Origin of the sequence: Streptomyces inhibens (assembly GCF_022221585.1) — a bacterium.
In the GTDB taxonomy this organism is placed as follows: domain Bacteria; phylum Actinomycetota; class Actinomycetes; order Streptomycetales; family Streptomycetaceae; genus Streptomyces; species Streptomyces inhibens.
Window position 1 is genome coordinate 1,171,097 of record NZ_CP084681.1, and the last position, 15,142, is coordinate 1,186,238.

13 protein-coding genes and 1 pseudogene are annotated in these 15,142 nt (G+C 70.1%); 9 read left to right on the plus strand and 5 right to left on the minus strand.

The window, feature by feature from the left end; all coding sequences use genetic code 11:
* Positions 1-24 precede the first annotated feature (24 nt).
* Positions 25-846: a polyphosphate kinase 2 gene (gene ppk2, locus KI385_RS05545; RefSeq protein WP_238571101.1), complete on the plus strand. Its 822-nt coding sequence runs from the start codon at positions 25-27 to the stop codon at positions 844-846.
* 40 nt (positions 847-886) lie between these two features.
* Here ppk2 and KI385_RS05550 read toward each other — a convergent pair whose 3' ends face one another.
* Positions 887-1,825 carry a universal stress protein gene (locus KI385_RS05550; RefSeq protein WP_238571102.1) on the minus strand — a complete coding sequence of 313 codons (939 nt, stop codon included), beginning with the start codon at positions 1,823-1,825 and terminating at the stop codon, positions 887-889.
* A 318-nt stretch (positions 1,826-2,143) separates the two neighbouring features.
* Here KI385_RS05550 and KI385_RS05555 point away from each other — a divergent pair, with 318 nt between their 5' ends.
* On the plus strand, positions 2,144-3,775 hold the full coding sequence (locus KI385_RS05555; RefSeq protein WP_238577575.1) for a sensor histidine kinase: 1,632 nt from the start codon (positions 2,144-2,146) through the stop codon (positions 3,773-3,775).
* A gap of 26 nt (positions 3,776-3,801) precedes the next feature.
* Here KI385_RS05555 and KI385_RS05560 read toward each other — a convergent pair whose 3' ends face one another.
* Complete coding sequence (locus KI385_RS05560; protein ID WP_238571103.1) at positions 3,802-4,500, minus strand: response regulator; 699 nt, start codon at positions 4,498-4,500, stop codon at positions 3,802-3,804.
* A 143-nt stretch (positions 4,501-4,643) separates the two neighbouring features.
* On the opposite strand from KI385_RS05560, the gene KI385_RS05565 reads away from it, so the two are divergent.
* From KI385_RS05565 to KI385_RS05575, 3 genes are all read left to right on the plus strand, one after another.
* A complete protein-coding gene (locus tag KI385_RS05565; protein WP_238571104.1) occupies positions 4,644-5,408 on the plus strand; it encodes an HAD family hydrolase in 765 nt (254 codons plus the stop codon).
* A complete protein-coding gene (locus tag KI385_RS05570; RefSeq protein ID WP_238571105.1) occupies positions 5,405-7,807 on the plus strand; it encodes a glycoside hydrolase family 65 protein in 2,403 nt (800 codons plus the stop codon). Before KI385_RS05565 ends, KI385_RS05570 begins: the two co-directional genes overlap by 4 nt.
* Positions 7,808-7,947: 140 nt before the next feature.
* Positions 7,948-8,376: an STAS domain-containing protein gene (locus KI385_RS05575; RefSeq protein WP_238571106.1), complete on the plus strand. Its 429-nt coding sequence runs from the start codon at positions 7,948-7,950 to the stop codon at positions 8,374-8,376.
* Here KI385_RS05575 and KI385_RS05580 read toward each other — a convergent pair.
* The 3 genes and pseudogenes from KI385_RS05580 to KI385_RS05590 form a co-directional block, all read right to left on the minus strand.
* A pseudogene (locus tag KI385_RS05580) lies at positions 8,321-8,880 on the minus strand (CBS domain-containing protein). The gene KI385_RS05575 and the pseudogene KI385_RS05580 overlap by 56 nt on opposite strands.
* 127 nt (positions 8,881-9,007) lie before the next feature.
* Positions 9,008-11,344 (minus strand): collagenase, encoded by a 2,337-nt coding sequence (locus KI385_RS05585; RefSeq protein ID WP_238571107.1) that lies wholly within the window; start codon positions 11,342-11,344, stop codon positions 9,008-9,010.
* Positions 11,345-11,505: 161 nt separating this feature from the next.
* Entirely contained in the window at positions 11,506-12,222 is a 717-nt protein-coding gene (locus KI385_RS05590) for a GntR family transcriptional regulator (protein ID WP_238571108.1), read from the minus strand.
* 138 nt (positions 12,223-12,360) lie between these two features.
* Here KI385_RS05590 and KI385_RS05595 point away from each other — a divergent pair, with 138 nt between their 5' ends.
* From KI385_RS05595 to KI385_RS05610, 4 genes are all read left to right on the plus strand, one after another.
* Entirely contained in the window at positions 12,361-13,221 is an 861-nt protein-coding gene (locus KI385_RS05595; protein WP_238571109.1) for an alpha/beta fold hydrolase, read from the plus strand.
* A gap of 40 nt (positions 13,222-13,261) precedes the next feature.
* Positions 13,262-13,624 (plus strand): transposase, encoded by a 363-nt coding sequence (locus tag KI385_RS05600; protein ID WP_238571110.1) that lies wholly within the window; start codon positions 13,262-13,264, stop codon positions 13,622-13,624.
* A gap of 422 nt (positions 13,625-14,046) precedes the next feature.
* Complete coding sequence (locus tag KI385_RS05605) at positions 14,047-14,724, plus strand: DUF6232 family protein (protein ID WP_238571111.1); 678 nt, start codon at positions 14,047-14,049, stop codon at positions 14,722-14,724.
* Positions 14,721-15,068: a hypothetical protein gene (locus KI385_RS05610; RefSeq protein ID WP_238571112.1), complete on the plus strand. Its 348-nt coding sequence runs from the start codon at positions 14,721-14,723 to the stop codon at positions 15,066-15,068. The genes KI385_RS05605 and KI385_RS05610 overlap by 4 nt, the downstream gene beginning before the upstream one ends.
* Positions 15,069-15,142 lie beyond the last annotated feature (74 nt).

Sequence of the window (15,142 nt, forward strand, 5' to 3'; positions counted from 1 at the left end):
GGCTTTTCTTCGTAACGTCATGGCATGACGGACAAGCAGGCCGGCGCCGGCCCCGGAAAACTGTCGCGGTCGCGGTACGAATCGGAGCTGTACCGGCTGCAGACGGAGCTGGTGAAACTGCAGGAATGGGTGCGCGTCGAGGGCGCCCGGCTCGTGGTGATCTTCGAAGGGCGGGACGCCGCCGGCAAGGGCGGCACGATCCAACGCGTCACGCAACATCTCAATCCCCGGGTGGCGCGCATCGTCGCGCTGCCCAGGCCGACCGAGCGTGAGCGCACCCAGTGGTATTTCCAGCGCTATACGGAACATCTCCCGGCCGCCGGCGAAATCGTGCTGTTCGACCGCAGTTGGTACAACCGGGCCGGCGTCGAGCGGGTCATGGGATTCTGCACGCCCGCCGAACACCAGCGGTTTCTGCGCCAGTGCCCGGTATTCGAGCGGATGCTGGTGGAGGACGGGATTCTGCTGCGCAAATACTGGTTCTCGGTGAGCGACGAGGTACAGGAGCAGCGCTTCCGGCGCCGGATCGAGGACCCGACGCGGCGCTGGAAACTCTCCCCCATGGATCTTGAGTCGCTGACCCGCTGGGAGGAGTATTCGCGGGCGAAGGACGAGATGTTCGTGCACACGGATATCGCGGAGGCACCGTGGTACGTCGTCGAGAGCGACGACAAACGCCGCGCGCGGCTGAACATGATCGCCCATCTGCTGTCGACGGTGCCCTATCCCGACGTCACCCCGCCGACCCTCGAACTGCCGCCGCGGCCCCCGGCCACGGGCTACCAGCGACCGCCACGGGATCTGCAGACGTACGTTCCCGATCACGCGGCCGGGCTTGAGAAGTGACCCTCTTGACGTGAGCAGTGACCCGCTTGAGACGTCACGGTCAGGCGTGTCCGTGCTCGGTGTGCTCGTCTTCGGCATGCTCGTGCTCGGCATGCTCGTGTTCGGCATGCTGCGGCACGACCGCCACCGGGCAGGCCGCGTGGCAGAGCGCGGTGTGCGCCACCCGCCCCAGCTGCAGGCCGAGGAAGCGGCCATGGCGGCTCCGCGCGCCGACGACGAGCAGGTCCGCGGCGGCGGCGCGGTGCACCAGCACCTTGTGAGCCGGCCCCTCGACCGTGGTGCGGCGCACGTTTACCGCCGGATGCTCGCCGGCCGCCTCGTTCAGGGCTTTGTCGAGCAGCTCCGACGCCTGCTTCTCGTGGTGGCGCCGGGCCTCTGCGGCCAGCAGCGGAGGGTCGGACGTCTCGTGTGGCGGGCAGCGCCACGCATGGGCGGCCACCAGGGTGCAGTGGCGGGCCTCGGCCTCGCGGAAGGCGAAGCGGACGGCCTCCGCCGCCTTGGCCGGGTCACCGACCCCGAGGAGGATCCGCCCGTGTGTCCCCGTCACTCCCGCCACATCGCCGCGTACCACGATCACCGGACAGCGGGCCCGGGCCGCCACCGCCAGGCTGACCGATCCCAGCAGCCAGCCGGCGATCTCGCCGCGCCCCCGCGTGCCCAGGATCAGGGCCGAGGCATGCAGGCCCTCGGCCAGCAGGGCGGCGACCGCGTCGTCGGCCAGCACCTCCGTCGACACCTTGACGTCGGCGTTACGACGGTGGACGCGTTCGGCGGCCGATTCCACGATGCGTTCCGCGAGCATCTGCTCGCTGGGCCGCTCCAGCCCCTCTGCCAGGGCCGCGCCTTCGTAACGCTCCCACCTGGAGGCGTAGACCACCCGTAGCGGGAGCCCGTGGAGCGCTGCCTCCTCCACCGCCCAGTCCAGCGACCGGAAGGCGGAATCCGATCCGTCGGTACCCACGACCAGCGGGTGCTCCATCGTCCCCACGTCCTTCCTCGCAGCGGCCGCCCGCGCAGTGGCGGAGCGGTGCGTACTCTCACCGTCGCACCGTTTCCCGGTGCCGCGCACGGTCGAACGGACATCGCCGTACGGGCCACCCGGCTCTCCTGGGCGGGGCGGGAGGCGGGCGGCGTCCGCGCAGGCCCCTGCTGCGCCCGGCGGCTACCGTGGAGGAGTGGCCCTGCCACCCTGGGCCACGACGGAGTCATCGTGGGCGACGACGGAACCCCTCTGCGTGATACCGCCCGGCGGCAGCTCGGTGCGCTGCCGGACGATCTGCAAAGGCGCCTGGATGCGATGCGGCAGGGCCCCGGCGAACCGGCGCATCTGCTGCTGGAGGCTGTGCTCTCGGTGGGCAGGGAGCTGGATCTGCCGCAGGTGCTGCGCCGCATCGTGGAGGCGGCGGTGGTGGTCGTGGACGCCGAGTACGGGGCGCTGGGCGTGGTCTCCAAAGGCACCCGGCTCTCCCAGTTCCTGCCGGTCGGGGTCAGTGCGGAACAGCAGGAGGCGATCGGCCGGCTGCCCGCCGGGCACGGCATCCTCGGTGAGCTGATCCGTCATCCCCGGCCGTTGCGGCTCCCGGAACTGTCCGAACACCCCTCGTCGTACGGCTTTCCGCCGCACCACCCGCCCATGCACTCCTTCCTCGGGGTGCCCATCCGGGTCCGTGACGAGGTGTTCGGGAATCTGTATCTCACCGAGAAACGGGGCGGCGGTGAGTTCGACGCCGAGGACGAGACCGTGCTCTCGACGCTTGCGGTCGCGGCGGGGGTGGCCATCGAGAACGCCCGGCTGTACGAGGAGGCCCGCTACCGCCAGCGTTGGCTGGCGGCCCACAGCGAGATCATCGCCGTCCTGCTGGCGGGGTCGGACGAGATGCGGGCGCTCCGGCTGATCGTGGACCGTGCGCTGGAGATCCTCACCGCGGACCTCGGTGTCGTCGCGGTCCCCGAGCAGGGCGAAAAGACGCTGCGGGTCGCCCTGGCCTCGGGCGTCGACGCCGAGGCGCACCGCGGACTGTTCCTCCCCCGTCAGGGGTCGTTCATGGGAGCCGCGCTCGACGCCAAGGAGCCGCTGATCAGCCTGGATGTCGAGCACGATCCACGGATCACCGCGGGTCCGCCGCGCTGGATGGGGCTGGGGCCCGCGGTCGCCGTCCCGATGATCACCGGTGAGCGGGCTCGTGGTGTGCTGCTGCTGGCGCGGCTGCGGCAGAGCGCCCCGTTCACCGAGCTGGAGACCGCCTCGCTGCTGACGTTCGCGGGTCAGGCGGCCCTGGCCATGGAGCTGGCCGACCAACGCCAGGACACCGAGCAGCTCGCACTGCTCAAGGACCGCGACCGGATCGCCCGTGATCTGCACGATCTGGCCATCCAGCGGCTCTTCGCCACCGGTATGACGCTGCAGAGCGCGGTGCGTTTCGTGGACCACCCGGAGGCGAGTGAGCGGCTGCTGCGTGCGGTGGACGATCTGGACGAGACGATCAAGATCATCAGGTCCACCATCTTCGGGCTCCGCGCGCACACCTCGGGCCGGACCGGCCACGGTCTGCGGGGCCGGACCGTCACGGCCGTGGAGCAGGCCGCACGCCCCCTGGGGTTCACCCCCTCCCTGCACATGGAGGGACTCATCGACACGGATGTGCCGACCGAGACCGCGGACCATGTGGTGGCGGTGCTGGGTGAGGCACTGAGCAACGCGGCGCGGCATGCGCACGCCACCGCGGTCGATATCTCGCTGATCGTGCGCGGCGGCACCTTGAGTCTGAGCGTCACGGACAACGGTGTCGGCATAGCGCGGGGCGGCCGCCGCAGCGGGCTGAGCAATCTCGCCAAGCGGGCGCAGAGCGTGGACGGCGAGATGGCGGTCGAGGCACTGGACCGCGGCGGCACCCGCCTGGTGTGGCGCGCACCGCTCCCCTCGACCTGACCGGCGACCCCGTGCGGGCGCAGAGGTCAGTGCCGATGCGGTCCGGCGGGTGGCGGCGGCCCCTGAGCGGCGAGGACGGCCGCCTGAACCCGGCGTTCCACGCCGAGTTTGGCCAGCAGACGCGAGATGTGGTTCTTGACCGTCTTCTCGGAGAGGAAGAGCCGATCGCCGATCTGACGGTTCGTCAACCCTTCGCCGATCAGGCCGAGGATCTCCCGTTCCCGCGGCGACAGCGCGGACAGCCCATCCTCCTCGGCCGCCGCGTCGGACTCCGCGCCGCGCAGACTGTTCATCAGCCGGGCGGTGGTCGCCGGATCCAGCATCGAACGGCCGGCGGCGACCGTGCGTACGGCGGCGACCAGATCCGATCCCTTGATCTCCTTCAGGACATAGCCGGCAGCACCCGCCATGATCGCGTCGAGCAGCGCATCGTCGTCGTCGAACGAGGTGAGCATCAGGCAGGCCAGACCGGGCAGCCGCGAGCGCAACTCCCGGCAGACGCTGATCCCGTCGCCGTCCGGCAGCCGCACATCGAGTACGGCGACATCCGGGCGGAGCGCGGGGCCGCGGGCCAGCGCGCGCTCGGCGGTCCCGGCGTCGCCGACCACCTCGATATCGGGTTCCGCATCGAGCAGATCCTGGACTCCGCGGCGCACCACTTCATGATCGTCAAGCAGGAACACCCGGATCGGCCGCTGCGGTGCGGACCCACCTACATCATCCATGGCGTCCTCCACGCTCTCGGTCGTCCGGCTTCGGGAGGTGTCTCCCATCGTCACCCCGCCTCCGTGCGCACACCAGGGCCGAACGGGCCCCTGCGCCGCAGCCGTGGTGCCATGGAAGGACACCGACGAACGGAACCGTCACCATGACCGGCGCGCCGGCCCTGGCAGCGTGTCTGCACTCGCTGCGGGCCGTGGTCTTCGACACCGACGGGGTCATCACCGACTCCGCCCGGGTCCATGCCGCGGCCTGGAAAGGCGCCTTCGACCCGGTACTGGCGGCCGCGGGCGGGCAGCGCCCCTTCGACCCGGTGGACGACTATCTGCGCCATGTCGACGGCCGCTCGCGGCAGGACGGCGCGGCCGCGTTCCTCCACTCCCGGGGCCTTGACCTGCCGCTCGGCGACCCGGACGACGCGCCGGGCACGGAGACCGTCCGGGCCGTCGCGGCCCGCAAGGACGAGCTGTTCACCGCGAGCCTGCGGGCACACGGCATCGCCACCTGGCCCGGCACCGTGCGCCTGCTGCGTGCGCTGCGGAGCAGGCGGGTGCCGTGTGCCGCGGTGTCGGCGTCCCGCCATGCCACCGAGCTGCTGACCGCGGCCGAGGTGCTGCCGCTCTTCCGGGCCGTGGTGGACGGCAACGAGGCGCGCCGGCTGCGGCTGCCCGGCAAACCGGACCCGGCGCTCTTCGTGGAAGCGGCGCGACGGCTCGGGGTCCCGGCCCGGGACGCCGCCGTGGTGGAGGACGCGCTGGCCGGAGTCGAGGCCGGCAGACGCGGCGGCTTCGGCCTGGTGGTGGGCGTGGACCGGACGGCCGGCCCGGACAGCGCCGCGGCCCTGCGCCGCCATGGCGCCGACGTGGTGGTGACCGACCCCGGCGAGCTGCTGACGTCCGGGGAGGGCCGATGACCCGGGCCTGGACCTGGTCGTACGAGGGGTACGACGCGGGCGCGGAACGGCTGCGCGAAACACTGTGCGCACTGGGCAACGGCTACTTCGTCACCCGCGGCGCGGCCTCCGAGGTGCTCTCCGGACCCGCGCACTACCCGGGCACCTACGCGGCCGGCTGCTACAACCGGCTCACCTCCATCGTGGCGGGCCGGCCCATCGAGAACGAGGACATCGTCAACCTGCCCAACTGGCTTCCGCTGCGCTACCGGATCTGCCCCACCGACGCCGCTCCCGGGCCCTGGCTCTCCCCCGACCACCCACAACTCACCAACCACCGGCAGACCCTGGATCTGCGGCACGGCACCCTGACGTGCTGGTCGGTCTACAAGGACGAGGCCGGCCGGCGGCTGAGCGTGGAGCAGTGCCGTCTGGTGCACATGGGCGAACCCCATCTGGCGGCGCTGCGCACGGCGTTCACGGCCGAGGGGTGGGCGGGCTCGGTGGAGGTGGAATCGGGGATCGACGGCGCGGTCTGCAATGCCGGCGTGGCGCGCTACCGCGGTCTGGCGGACCAGCATCTGACGGGCTGGGAGACCGGCAGCGAGCAGGGGAACACGCTGTGGCTGAGCTGCCGCACCCTCGACTCGGACATCCGTATCGCGCTGGCCGCGCGGACCCGCACCCCCGCCGGCCGCGGCGGAACTCCGCGGACCCAGCTCAGCGCACTGCGGGCCTTCCACACGCTGTCGCTGCCCATCACCTCCGGATCCACCACGGCCGTCGAGAAGACCGTGGCGCTCTACACCTCCCGTGACCCGGCGATCGAGAGCCCGCGGCACACGGCCGTCGACTGCGCGCTACGGGCCCCGCACTTCCGGCGGCTGCGGGCCTCGCACCGCCGCGCCTGGGAAGAGCTGTGGCGGGAGGCCAAGCTCGACGTCCCCGGAGACGCGGGCCGGATTCTGCGTCTGCACCTCTTCCATGTGCTCCAGACCCTCTCGCCGCACACCGCCGATCTCGATGTCGGGGTACCGGCACGGGGCCTGCACGGCGAGGCGTACCGCGGGCACGTCTTCTGGGACGAGCTGTTCGTGCTGCCGTTCCTGAACCTGCACCTCCCGCAGGTCTCCCAGGCCCTGCTCGACTACCGCTACCGGCGGCTGCCGGCCGCCTGCCTCGCGGCGCGCGAAGCCGGCCGGGCGGGCGCGATGTATCCCTGGCAGAGCGCCGGCGACGGCCGTGAGGAGACCCAGCAGCTCCATCTCAACCCACGCTCCGGCCGCTGGCTCCCCGACCACTCCCACCTCCAGCACCACGTCGGGTCGGCGATCGCGTACAACGTGTGGCAGTACGGGCAGGCCAGCGGCGACACGGAGTATCTGCACACCAAGGGTGCGGAGATGCTGCTGCAGATCGCGCGCTTCTGGGCCGCCGCCGCGGACTGGGACCCCGCCCTCGGCCGGTACCGCATCCGTGGGGTCGTCGGTCCCGACGAGTACCACGACGGCTACCCGGGAGCCGCGGAGCCGGGGGTGGACGACAACGCCTACACCAACGTCACCGCCGCCTGGGTGCTGATGCGCGCCCTCGATCTGTGCCATACGCTCCCCGAGGCCCATCAGCGGCAGCTGTTCGAGCGGATCGAGCTCGCCCCGGACGAGCCGGAGCACTGGGACGACCTCACGCACCGGCTCCATGTGCCGTACCACCACGGCGTGATCAGCCAGTTCGCCGGCTACGAGGACCTCGCCGAACTCGACTGGGACGGCTACCGGCAGCGCTACGGCGACATCCGGCGGCTGGACCGGATCCTGGAGGCGGAGGGCGACACGGTCAACCGCTACCAGGCGTCCAAACAGGCCGATGTGCTGATGCTGGGCTACCTCTTCTCGCCCGCGGAGCTCGCCTCGGTGTTCCGCCGGCTCGGCCACCCCCTCGACGACGACATCTGGCACGCCACCGTCGAGTACTACCTGCGCCGCACCACCCACGGCTCCACCCTCAGCGCCCTGGTCCACGCCTGGGTGCTGGCCCGCGTACGCCGTCCCGACGCCTGGACGTACTGTGAGGAGGCGCTGACCGGGGATGTGGCGGACGTGCAGGGCGGCACCACGGCCGAGGGCATCCACCTGGGCGCGATGGCCGGCACCCTGGACTTCGTCCAGCGCGGTATGACCGGTCTGGAGACCCGTGACCAGGCCCTCTGGCTCGATCCGGCGCCGCTGCCCGAGCTCTCGAAGTTCGGGGTACGCATCCGCTTCCGGCGCCACTGGGACATCGATCTGCGCATCCGTGCGGAGCAGGTACGGATCGCGGTACCGGCCTCCGAAAACGCCCCGGTGCGGGTGAAGCTGCGCGACCGGTCGTTCGCCATCGCCCCCGGCACGACCCGCCGGCTCGACCTCCCCGACGACTGACGAGGGCCGACCGGCCCCCTCCGGCTTGGCCCGCACGGCCCTGGCGGCCCACCACGTCAGGCGTTTTTCATGGTGGCATGGGAATGAGACCGGGTCATGGAGACCGGATCGTACGGACAGGTGCCGGATCGTACGGACAGGTGAGAGCCATAATGCTGCGGCAGCCGACGAATGGCGGGACAGGGCGCTCCCTGGGCGCGCCGACCGTCGTCGAACTCTCGGGAGAACTGGACTACGTGAGCGCAGCGCCCACCAATAGGCGCCTCGACCCCGTGACGGCCGGGATGCGGCCGCACTTGGTGCTCGACCTGGACCGGGTGGACTTCCTCGACTGCGGCGGCATCGCGGTGCTGTGCCGGGCCCGCCGCCGGGTCCGCGAACACGGCGGCCGGCTGACCCTGGTCGTCACCGATCCCCACTTCCGGTGGATCCTGCGGACCGTCGGCCTCGGCGACAGCTTCGACATCCTGGACGGCGCGTCGGAGACCACGGAACGGCAACGGGAACTCGCGGTCAGCGGTGCGGGCCGCCCGCCGGTGGTTCCCTCCCTCCCGTCACGGGACCGGTGACGTCGAATTCGATGTCCACAACTCCCTCGACCGCCCGCACCAGACGCGCCGCGACCGGAATGAGCGAGGTGTCCCGGACCCGCCCGCTCAGCGTGACCACTCCGTCCACCACCGTGACCCGCAGATCTCGGCAGGCGCCGGGAACAGCCGGCCCACGATCTCCTCGCGGACCTCCTGCGCCAGATCGTCGTCGGAGCGCAGAAAGACCTTCAGCAGATCGGCCCGGCTGACGATCCCCTGAAGCATCCCCTCGCCGTCCACGACCGGCAGCCGCTTCACCGACTTGTGCGCCATCGTCCGCGCGGCCTGGGCAAGATCCTCCTTGGGCAGCGGATCGGCCTCGGAGACCACCCCGACCACCCGCCCCTCCCCCGCCGGCACCGGAAGCGCGCTGACCTTCCACTGCCCCACGGTCTCGACGATTTCCTTGAACCGCGCCTCCTCGCCGACCGCGACCACGGTCTGCGTCATCACCTCACTGACAAGGTGCGGAGAGTGCCGCATGATGCCTCCTCGGTGGACGGACTGCCGCCGCCTGCCCGACGTGACATCTCCGGCGTGAAAGGTCCGCGGCCCCGCGCAACAGGGGCCGACCGGCCTGTTGCCCGCCGGTCGGCCGCCCGCTACGCGGTCACCGCCGCAGCGGCCCCTCGCAGCTGAAGTCCGCGGTGCCCGCCTGGCCCGAGGACCAGAAGGTGGTCGGGCCGAAGGAGCAGTTCATGTCGGTGAAGTTGTTGGCGGCGGGCTTTGAGCGGTCGAGGAGGAAGTTGTCGACCGTCTCGGACATGTCCTTGAAGACCTGGCTGGGATCGCCGGAGTTGCCAAGGTTGGCGGTGATCCGGCCGGTGCACACGAAGCGGCCGTAAGCCGGGTCGCCATCGTCCTTGCACGCGGGCGTGTTCTGGGTGGCCGCGGCGAAGGCGCCCTGCACCTCGTCCGCCTTGGCGAACTTCAGGGAGTCGTTGGGGGTGAACTTGGTGTTGGGGACGTACAGGTCGTCGACCTTGGCGATCTGGTCGTCGAGGAAGGCGTCGTACTGCTGCTGGAGCGCTGTGTCCGACCCCTGCTGGTTGCGCCAGGCGTCGAAGGCGGCCGGATCGTTCGCCCGCAGAAACCTGTACATCTCCTGGAGTTTCGCGGGGTGGTCGCGCCACAGGAACTCGAAGAACGTGCCGGCGTAGTTGTAGAAGCGGAAGCCGTCGCCGTTGTAGGTCGCGTGCAGCAGCTGGGCGACGCTCATCCGCGGGCCGCCGTTCGAGGTGTCCGCGATGATGCCCTTGACGAGCGACTGGCGGACGGCGATGCCGTCGTCGCGGGTTGCGCCGTCGAAGAACTCGGCGCTGCCCTCGTCCATGGCGGTGGTGCGGTCGCCCTCGTACCAGGGGCCTTCGCCGAAGGAGCCGGGCACGGCGAAGCGGCCGTTGAGGTAGTGGACGTACTCGTGCCGGAAGAGCTCTTCGAGGGTGAGCGTGGAGTCCTGGGGGACGCGGCGCTGGTAGGTGTAGAAGGTCGCGCCCTTCTCGATGTAGACGCCGCCGTTGTTGGTGCCCATGCCGGTGAGCAGCGGGTGGTAGACCTCGTAGTCGACGCGCGAGGCGTACAGGACGATGTTGAGCGTGGTGTTGGTGTCGCCGTCCAGCGGCTTGTCGGTGCCGAGCACCCGGTGGAACTGCGCCCGGACCTGCTTGGAGGCGTAGTAGAGCTGGTCGACGGTGGCGCGGTCGAGGGCGGTGCGGACCTTGATGGCGCCGCTGTCGTAGGAGTACGTGTTCGGGAAGATCTTCTTCTCGATGTCCTCCTTGCAGACGTTGTACGGCTTGCAGGCGTCGAAGGTGTTGAGCCACGTGGCGACCTTGCCCCAGGGTTCGCTGCCCTCGCCGAAGTTCTGGACGGTGGTGCCGAGAAGCTCACCGAGGTCCTTGACGATGTCCGGCTTGAGGGACGCGATCTCGCCGAACCGGCCGTACTCAAGGAGCGCGTCACGCACGACCCATGCGTTTTCGGTCCCCTTGAGGTGGGTGTAGTCCACGAAGCCCTTGAAGGTGGCACGGTAGGCCGGGTCGGCGACGACCGCTGCCTGGAACTTGGTGTCCTGGTTGCCGGAGTAGACGCCGAGGTAGTTCAGCGAGAGGGCGGAGAGGGCGGCGCCGCCCCAGGCGCGGTCCTTGTTGGTGCCGGTGTGCTGCGGGTCCATGGTGGCCAGGACCTTCTTGATCAGGCCGAGTTGGTACTGACGTCCGCCCGGGCCCACGCCGTACAGGGCCTCCCGCAGGGTGTTGCCGTTCTCCGCGGTGGCGTCGAAGGTGTGGGCCGCGGCGCCGAAGGCGTCGACCGCGGCGCGTACCGCGTTGACGGTCGGTTCGTCGGTGGTGTCGATCTCGTCGTGGGAGAAGTCCTGGTACGCCACCGCGTGCAGGTATGTGAACATCTCGTACAGGTGGCTGGTGTTCTTGCCGTCGTGGGCGGCGGCGAGACTGACGATGCGCTGGGCCACGGCCTGGACGTGGGCATCGGACATCACGGGTATGAGCCGGGGGTCCCAGTTCCAGACGAGCTTGCGCAGACAGTCGTCGGCGGTGACGGCGGGGTCGGCGAGAAAGTCCGCGAACTGCTCGGGGCTCAGGCCGGTGATCCCGTCGAGGGTGCAGGGTGCGACGGCCGGTCTCGCGTGGTGCGCGGTGCCGGTCTTCTTGGTCTGGGGCCCCGGTACGCGGCCGTTCTTGGTGAGGGAACGGGGCGCCGGCGCGGGTGACGCGTCGAACTTGGGCTGCCTGGCGAGGTGTTGGACGTGGTCGAAGGGGTTGTCGGCGGTGGGGGCTGCCGCGGCCCGGGGCTGCCTGGGCTGTGCCTGCTGGGTGGGTGCGCTGGATGGGGATGCGGCCTGCGCGGTCTGGATGGCCGGCAGGGCGAGGGTGGTGGCGAGGGTCGCGGCCAGCAGGAGTCTGCGCGGTGTATGTGGGTGTAACACCTGAACCTCCGGGAGAGTGTGGGGGGTTGAGCGAGGGGAAAGGCAAGAGCCTTCACTCCACGAGGTGCGACCCGTAACATAGTAATGTGAAATTGCACTGACAAGACCTCAGACGCCTTCTTGTCAGAAGGTGTCGAGATGACGGAAGACCCGGCGGGCCGTCAGCCCTGACGGAGGCCCTGCCTGCCCTCGGGGTGCGGCACCGTGCGGTCATCGCGTCCCTGGGCCCACAGGGAGCGGATATGCCCGAGATGGCGGGCCATGCAGTCCTCCGCCGCCTCGGCGTCCCCCGTCAGCATCAGATCGAGGAGTTCGAGATGCTCCTCGGCGGAGGGCAGCAGCTGGTTGCGTTCATCGAGGCGGGTGAGGCCGTAGAGGCGGGAGCGCTTGCGCAGGTCGCCGACCGTCTCGACGAGGCGGTCGTTGCCGCTCAGGCCCAGCAGTTCGAGGTGGAAACGGCGGTCGGCCTCCAGGTAGCCGATCAGGTCGTGCGCGCGGGCGGCGGCGACGATCTCCTGGGCGATCGGGCGCAGCGCTTCGAGCTGTTCGCGGGTGGCGGTGCGGGTGATCCGGCCGATGACCGGGGCCTCGATCAGCGCGCGGATCTCGGTGTACTGATCGAGATCGCGCTCGCTGACCTCGGTGATCCGGAAGCCCTTGTTGCGTACGGGTTCGACCAGCCCCTCACGGGCGAGGTCCAGCATCGCCTCGCGCACGGGCGTCGCGGAGACGCCGAAGTCGGCGGCGAGGCCCGGGGCCGAGTAGACCGATCCCGGGCGGAGTTCGCCCGCTATCAGAGCGGCACGCAGCTGATGGGCGACCTGGTCGCGGAGCCGCTCCTGAGCAGTGATCAGGCTGCGGTGCTTGAGTTCACCCATCGTGGTCCTCCGAGTTGGCGCGGAGGACCAGCGTACAATGTCACGTTATGCAGAATGCCTGGTGGCAGGCGGCGGGGCCGCACATCCGCCGCTGCAAACCGCTTGCCGAGGTCGCCTCGCGGTCATGAGGATGGCGCCATGCCTACCTTCACCGCTCCCGACGGAACCGCCCTCGCCTTTCATGTCATGGGTGAGGGCGAGCCACTGTTCTGCCTGCCGGGTGGGCCCATGCGCGCCTCCGCCTACCTCGGCGACCTCGGTGGACTGTCGAAGCAACGGCAGTTGGTCATGCTCGATCTGCGTGGCACCGGCGACTCCGGAATCCCCGTCGACCCGGCCACGTACCGCTGCGACCGGCAGGTCCTCGACGTCGAGGCGCTGCGCCGCCACCTCGGCCTGGACCGCGTTGACGTCCTCGCCCACTCGGCGGCCGGCGATCTCGCCCTTCTCTACGCGGCCCGGTATCCCGAGCGCATACGTACCCTCTCTCTGATCACCGCCCGTGCCCGCGCGCTCGGTGTCGACTTCACCGTGGAGCACCGCCTGGAGGCGGCCGCCCTGCGCACGGCCGAGCCATGGTTCGGGTCCGCCCGCGACGCCTTCGAAGCCATCTGGGCCGGCACCGCGACCGACGCCGAATTCGACGCCGCCACCCCCTTCTTCTACGGACGTTGGGACGCGGCCGCCCAGGCACACGCCGCGTTGGAGGTGGAACAGTGCAATGAGGAGGCCGCCGAGATCTACGCGTCGTCCGGCGCCTTCGAGCCCGCCGCCACACGCGCCGCCATTGCCGCGTTGCGCGCGCCGGTTCTGGTCCTGGCCGGTGAGCTGGACGGCGGTCCGCGGCCCCGCATCGCCGCCGCCGCGGCGCAGCTGTTCCCCCAGGCCGAACTGACCGTACAGCCCGGCAGCGGCCACTACCCGTGGCTCGACGACCCCGAGCACTTCACCCGGACCGTCGACACGTTCCTCCGGCAGTCCGTCGCGGACGAGTCCTAGGCCTGTCTTCAAATGATCTCGGGTGGTGGATCACGGTCGGGTGATACATCGTCATGAACTGCCCGATGCTGAGCGGGAGTTCATCCGGCCGCTGTTGCCTGAGTCGTTGCGGGGTCGGAAGCGGTTGGACGACCGCACCGTGCTCAACGGGATCGTGTGGAAGTTCCGTACCGGCACGGCCCGGCGGGACGTTCCCGAGCGGTACGGCCCGTGGGCCAGGTTGCACACCCGCTTCCACCACTGGGCCCTGAACGGCACCTTCGAGCGGATGCTCCGGGCCGTCCAGGCCCGGGCGGACGCGGCCTGTGACATCGACTGGCTCGTGTCGGTCGACTCCACGGTCGTGCGCGTCCACCAGCACGCTGCCGGTGCCCGAAAAGGGGGCTCCGGTTCACCGCGGTGATGGAGGCGATGCGGGTGCCCCGCATCGGCCCGGGACGACCACGGACCCGGCCCACCCACGTCCTGGGCGACAAGAGTTACAGCTCCAAGGCCATCCGGACCTGGCCGACAAGACCGCCCAGTCCTACCAACCAGCCGCCACCCTCGCATCGCTCCTGATGTGGGCGTGACAATTGAAGACAACTCCTAGGACATGTTCCTCGTTCGGATCAAGGTGTGGGCCGCCCGCGCGGATCGTGGCCGCGACCGCCGAGGCCAGGCGTGCGGACGCGGACCGCGTCGGCGATGCCTATGAAGTGGGCAGCCTCCGTCCTGCGTTGCGCCATCTTTTCCCAGAAAGGAGCGGCGGTGTTCGCTTCCGCCCCACTAAAGTTCACCCCCCAGTGACGGGCATCACACGCCTCAGGGGGGCATCAACAGGGCATGGACAGACCCCAGAACCCGGAGATGGCGCGGCAGCAGCCCCCGCCGACGTTACGGTCCAAGGCGTCCAGTAGCGACAGGCCCTGGCACAACCGAGTCGCTCCCCCGCCCCCGCCGTCGTTACCCCCGCACCTGGCGGGCGGCGTCGACCTGCGGACCAGCAAACGGCTGCTGTGGGTAGGCGGCGCCGCCTACCCGCTGCAGAACATTACGCGGGTGTACACGTTCCTGCTCACCCCACGGCGCGGTGAGGCGACCGTGCTCTTCCTCAAGCGCGTCGGAATCGTCCTGTCGGTGGTCTTCGCCCTAATGATCCTCAACGGAATCACCGGCTTCGCCAGCGACGAGGATGCCTCGCAAACGATCACCCGACTCGTCTGGATCGGCGCCGTTGTGTCGCTGGTCTACTGCGCCGGGGATTTGGGGGCGGTCCTGACCGCCGCCTCCCACTGGGTGCTGGCCGTCGAGACGTCCGGCGCGTCGACTGCCCTGGTGACCAGCAAAAACACCCAGCATCTCAATGAGCTCGTCGGCCAGGTCGTGAACTGGATCGAGAACCCCGAGATCGAGTTCCAGGTGAAGGCCGAGACGCTCCTGATCAATCCCAGGAACTACCACTTCGGCGACAACGTCAATATGTACGGCGGATCGGGCAACGTGGGGATGGCGAAGTCATGACCGGCGACAACTACTACCTCGGTGACAACGTCACCATGCACGGCGGCAAGAACAACACCGGCATGGTGAAGAACGCGGCGCCGGCCGCCATGGACCCTGAACTGCGCTCCGCCATCGCAGCGTTGACGACGCAGCTGCGACACCTGCGCGCGGAGGTGTCGCCTCTGGGCGCGCAGACGATCGACGAATCCCTGCCGGTCCTCGCCCCCAACGCCGTGGTCCAGCCGCAGGTCCGCACCCGCGCCCTGATGGCCGTCGCCGGCGTCGCCGCGACCGCCGGGGCGCTGGGCGTGCCGATCGTGGAAGCGGTGAACGGGATCCTCCAGCTCCTGGGCGCGCAGTAGCGGACGCGACGACGAGCGAGGCCCCCCGGGGCGTCACGCGCGGTTCACGCCGTCCGCGAAGGCCGGGCCCGAAG

What these genes read in the sequence shown, in the direction of transcription:
- ppk2 (WP_238571101.1), top strand. Translation starts at nt 25, where the DNA reads ATGACGGACAAGCAGGCCGGCGCCGGCCCCGGAAAACTGTCGCGGTCG.
- KI385_RS05550 (WP_238571102.1), bottom strand. Translation starts at nt 1,825, where the DNA reads ATGGAGCACCCGCTGGTCGTGGGTACCGACGGATCGGATTCCGCCTTC.
- KI385_RS05555 (WP_238577575.1), top strand. Translation starts at nt 2,144, where the DNA reads ATGCGGCAGGGCCCCGGCGAACCGGCGCATCTGCTGCTGGAGGCTGTG.
- KI385_RS05560 (WP_238571103.1), bottom strand. Translation starts at nt 4,500, where the DNA reads ATGGATGATGTAGGTGGGTCCGCACCGCAGCGGCCGATCCGGGTGTTC.
- KI385_RS05565 (WP_238571104.1), top strand. Translation starts at nt 4,644, where the DNA reads ATGACCGGCGCGCCGGCCCTGGCAGCGTGTCTGCACTCGCTGCGGGCC.
- KI385_RS05570 (WP_238571105.1), top strand. Translation starts at nt 5,405, where the DNA reads ATGACCCGGGCCTGGACCTGGTCGTACGAGGGGTACGACGCGGGCGCG.
- KI385_RS05590 (WP_238571108.1), bottom strand. Translation starts at nt 12,222, where the DNA reads ATGGGTGAACTCAAGCACCGCAGCCTGATCACTGCTCAGGAGCGGCTC.
- KI385_RS05595 (WP_238571109.1), top strand. Translation starts at nt 12,361, where the DNA reads ATGCCTACCTTCACCGCTCCCGACGGAACCGCCCTCGCCTTTCATGTC.
- KI385_RS05605 (WP_238571111.1), top strand. Translation starts at nt 14,047, where the DNA reads ATGGACAGACCCCAGAACCCGGAGATGGCGCGGCAGCAGCCCCCGCCG.
- KI385_RS05610 (WP_238571112.1), top strand. Translation starts at nt 14,721, where the DNA reads ATGACCGGCGACAACTACTACCTCGGTGACAACGTCACCATGCACGGC.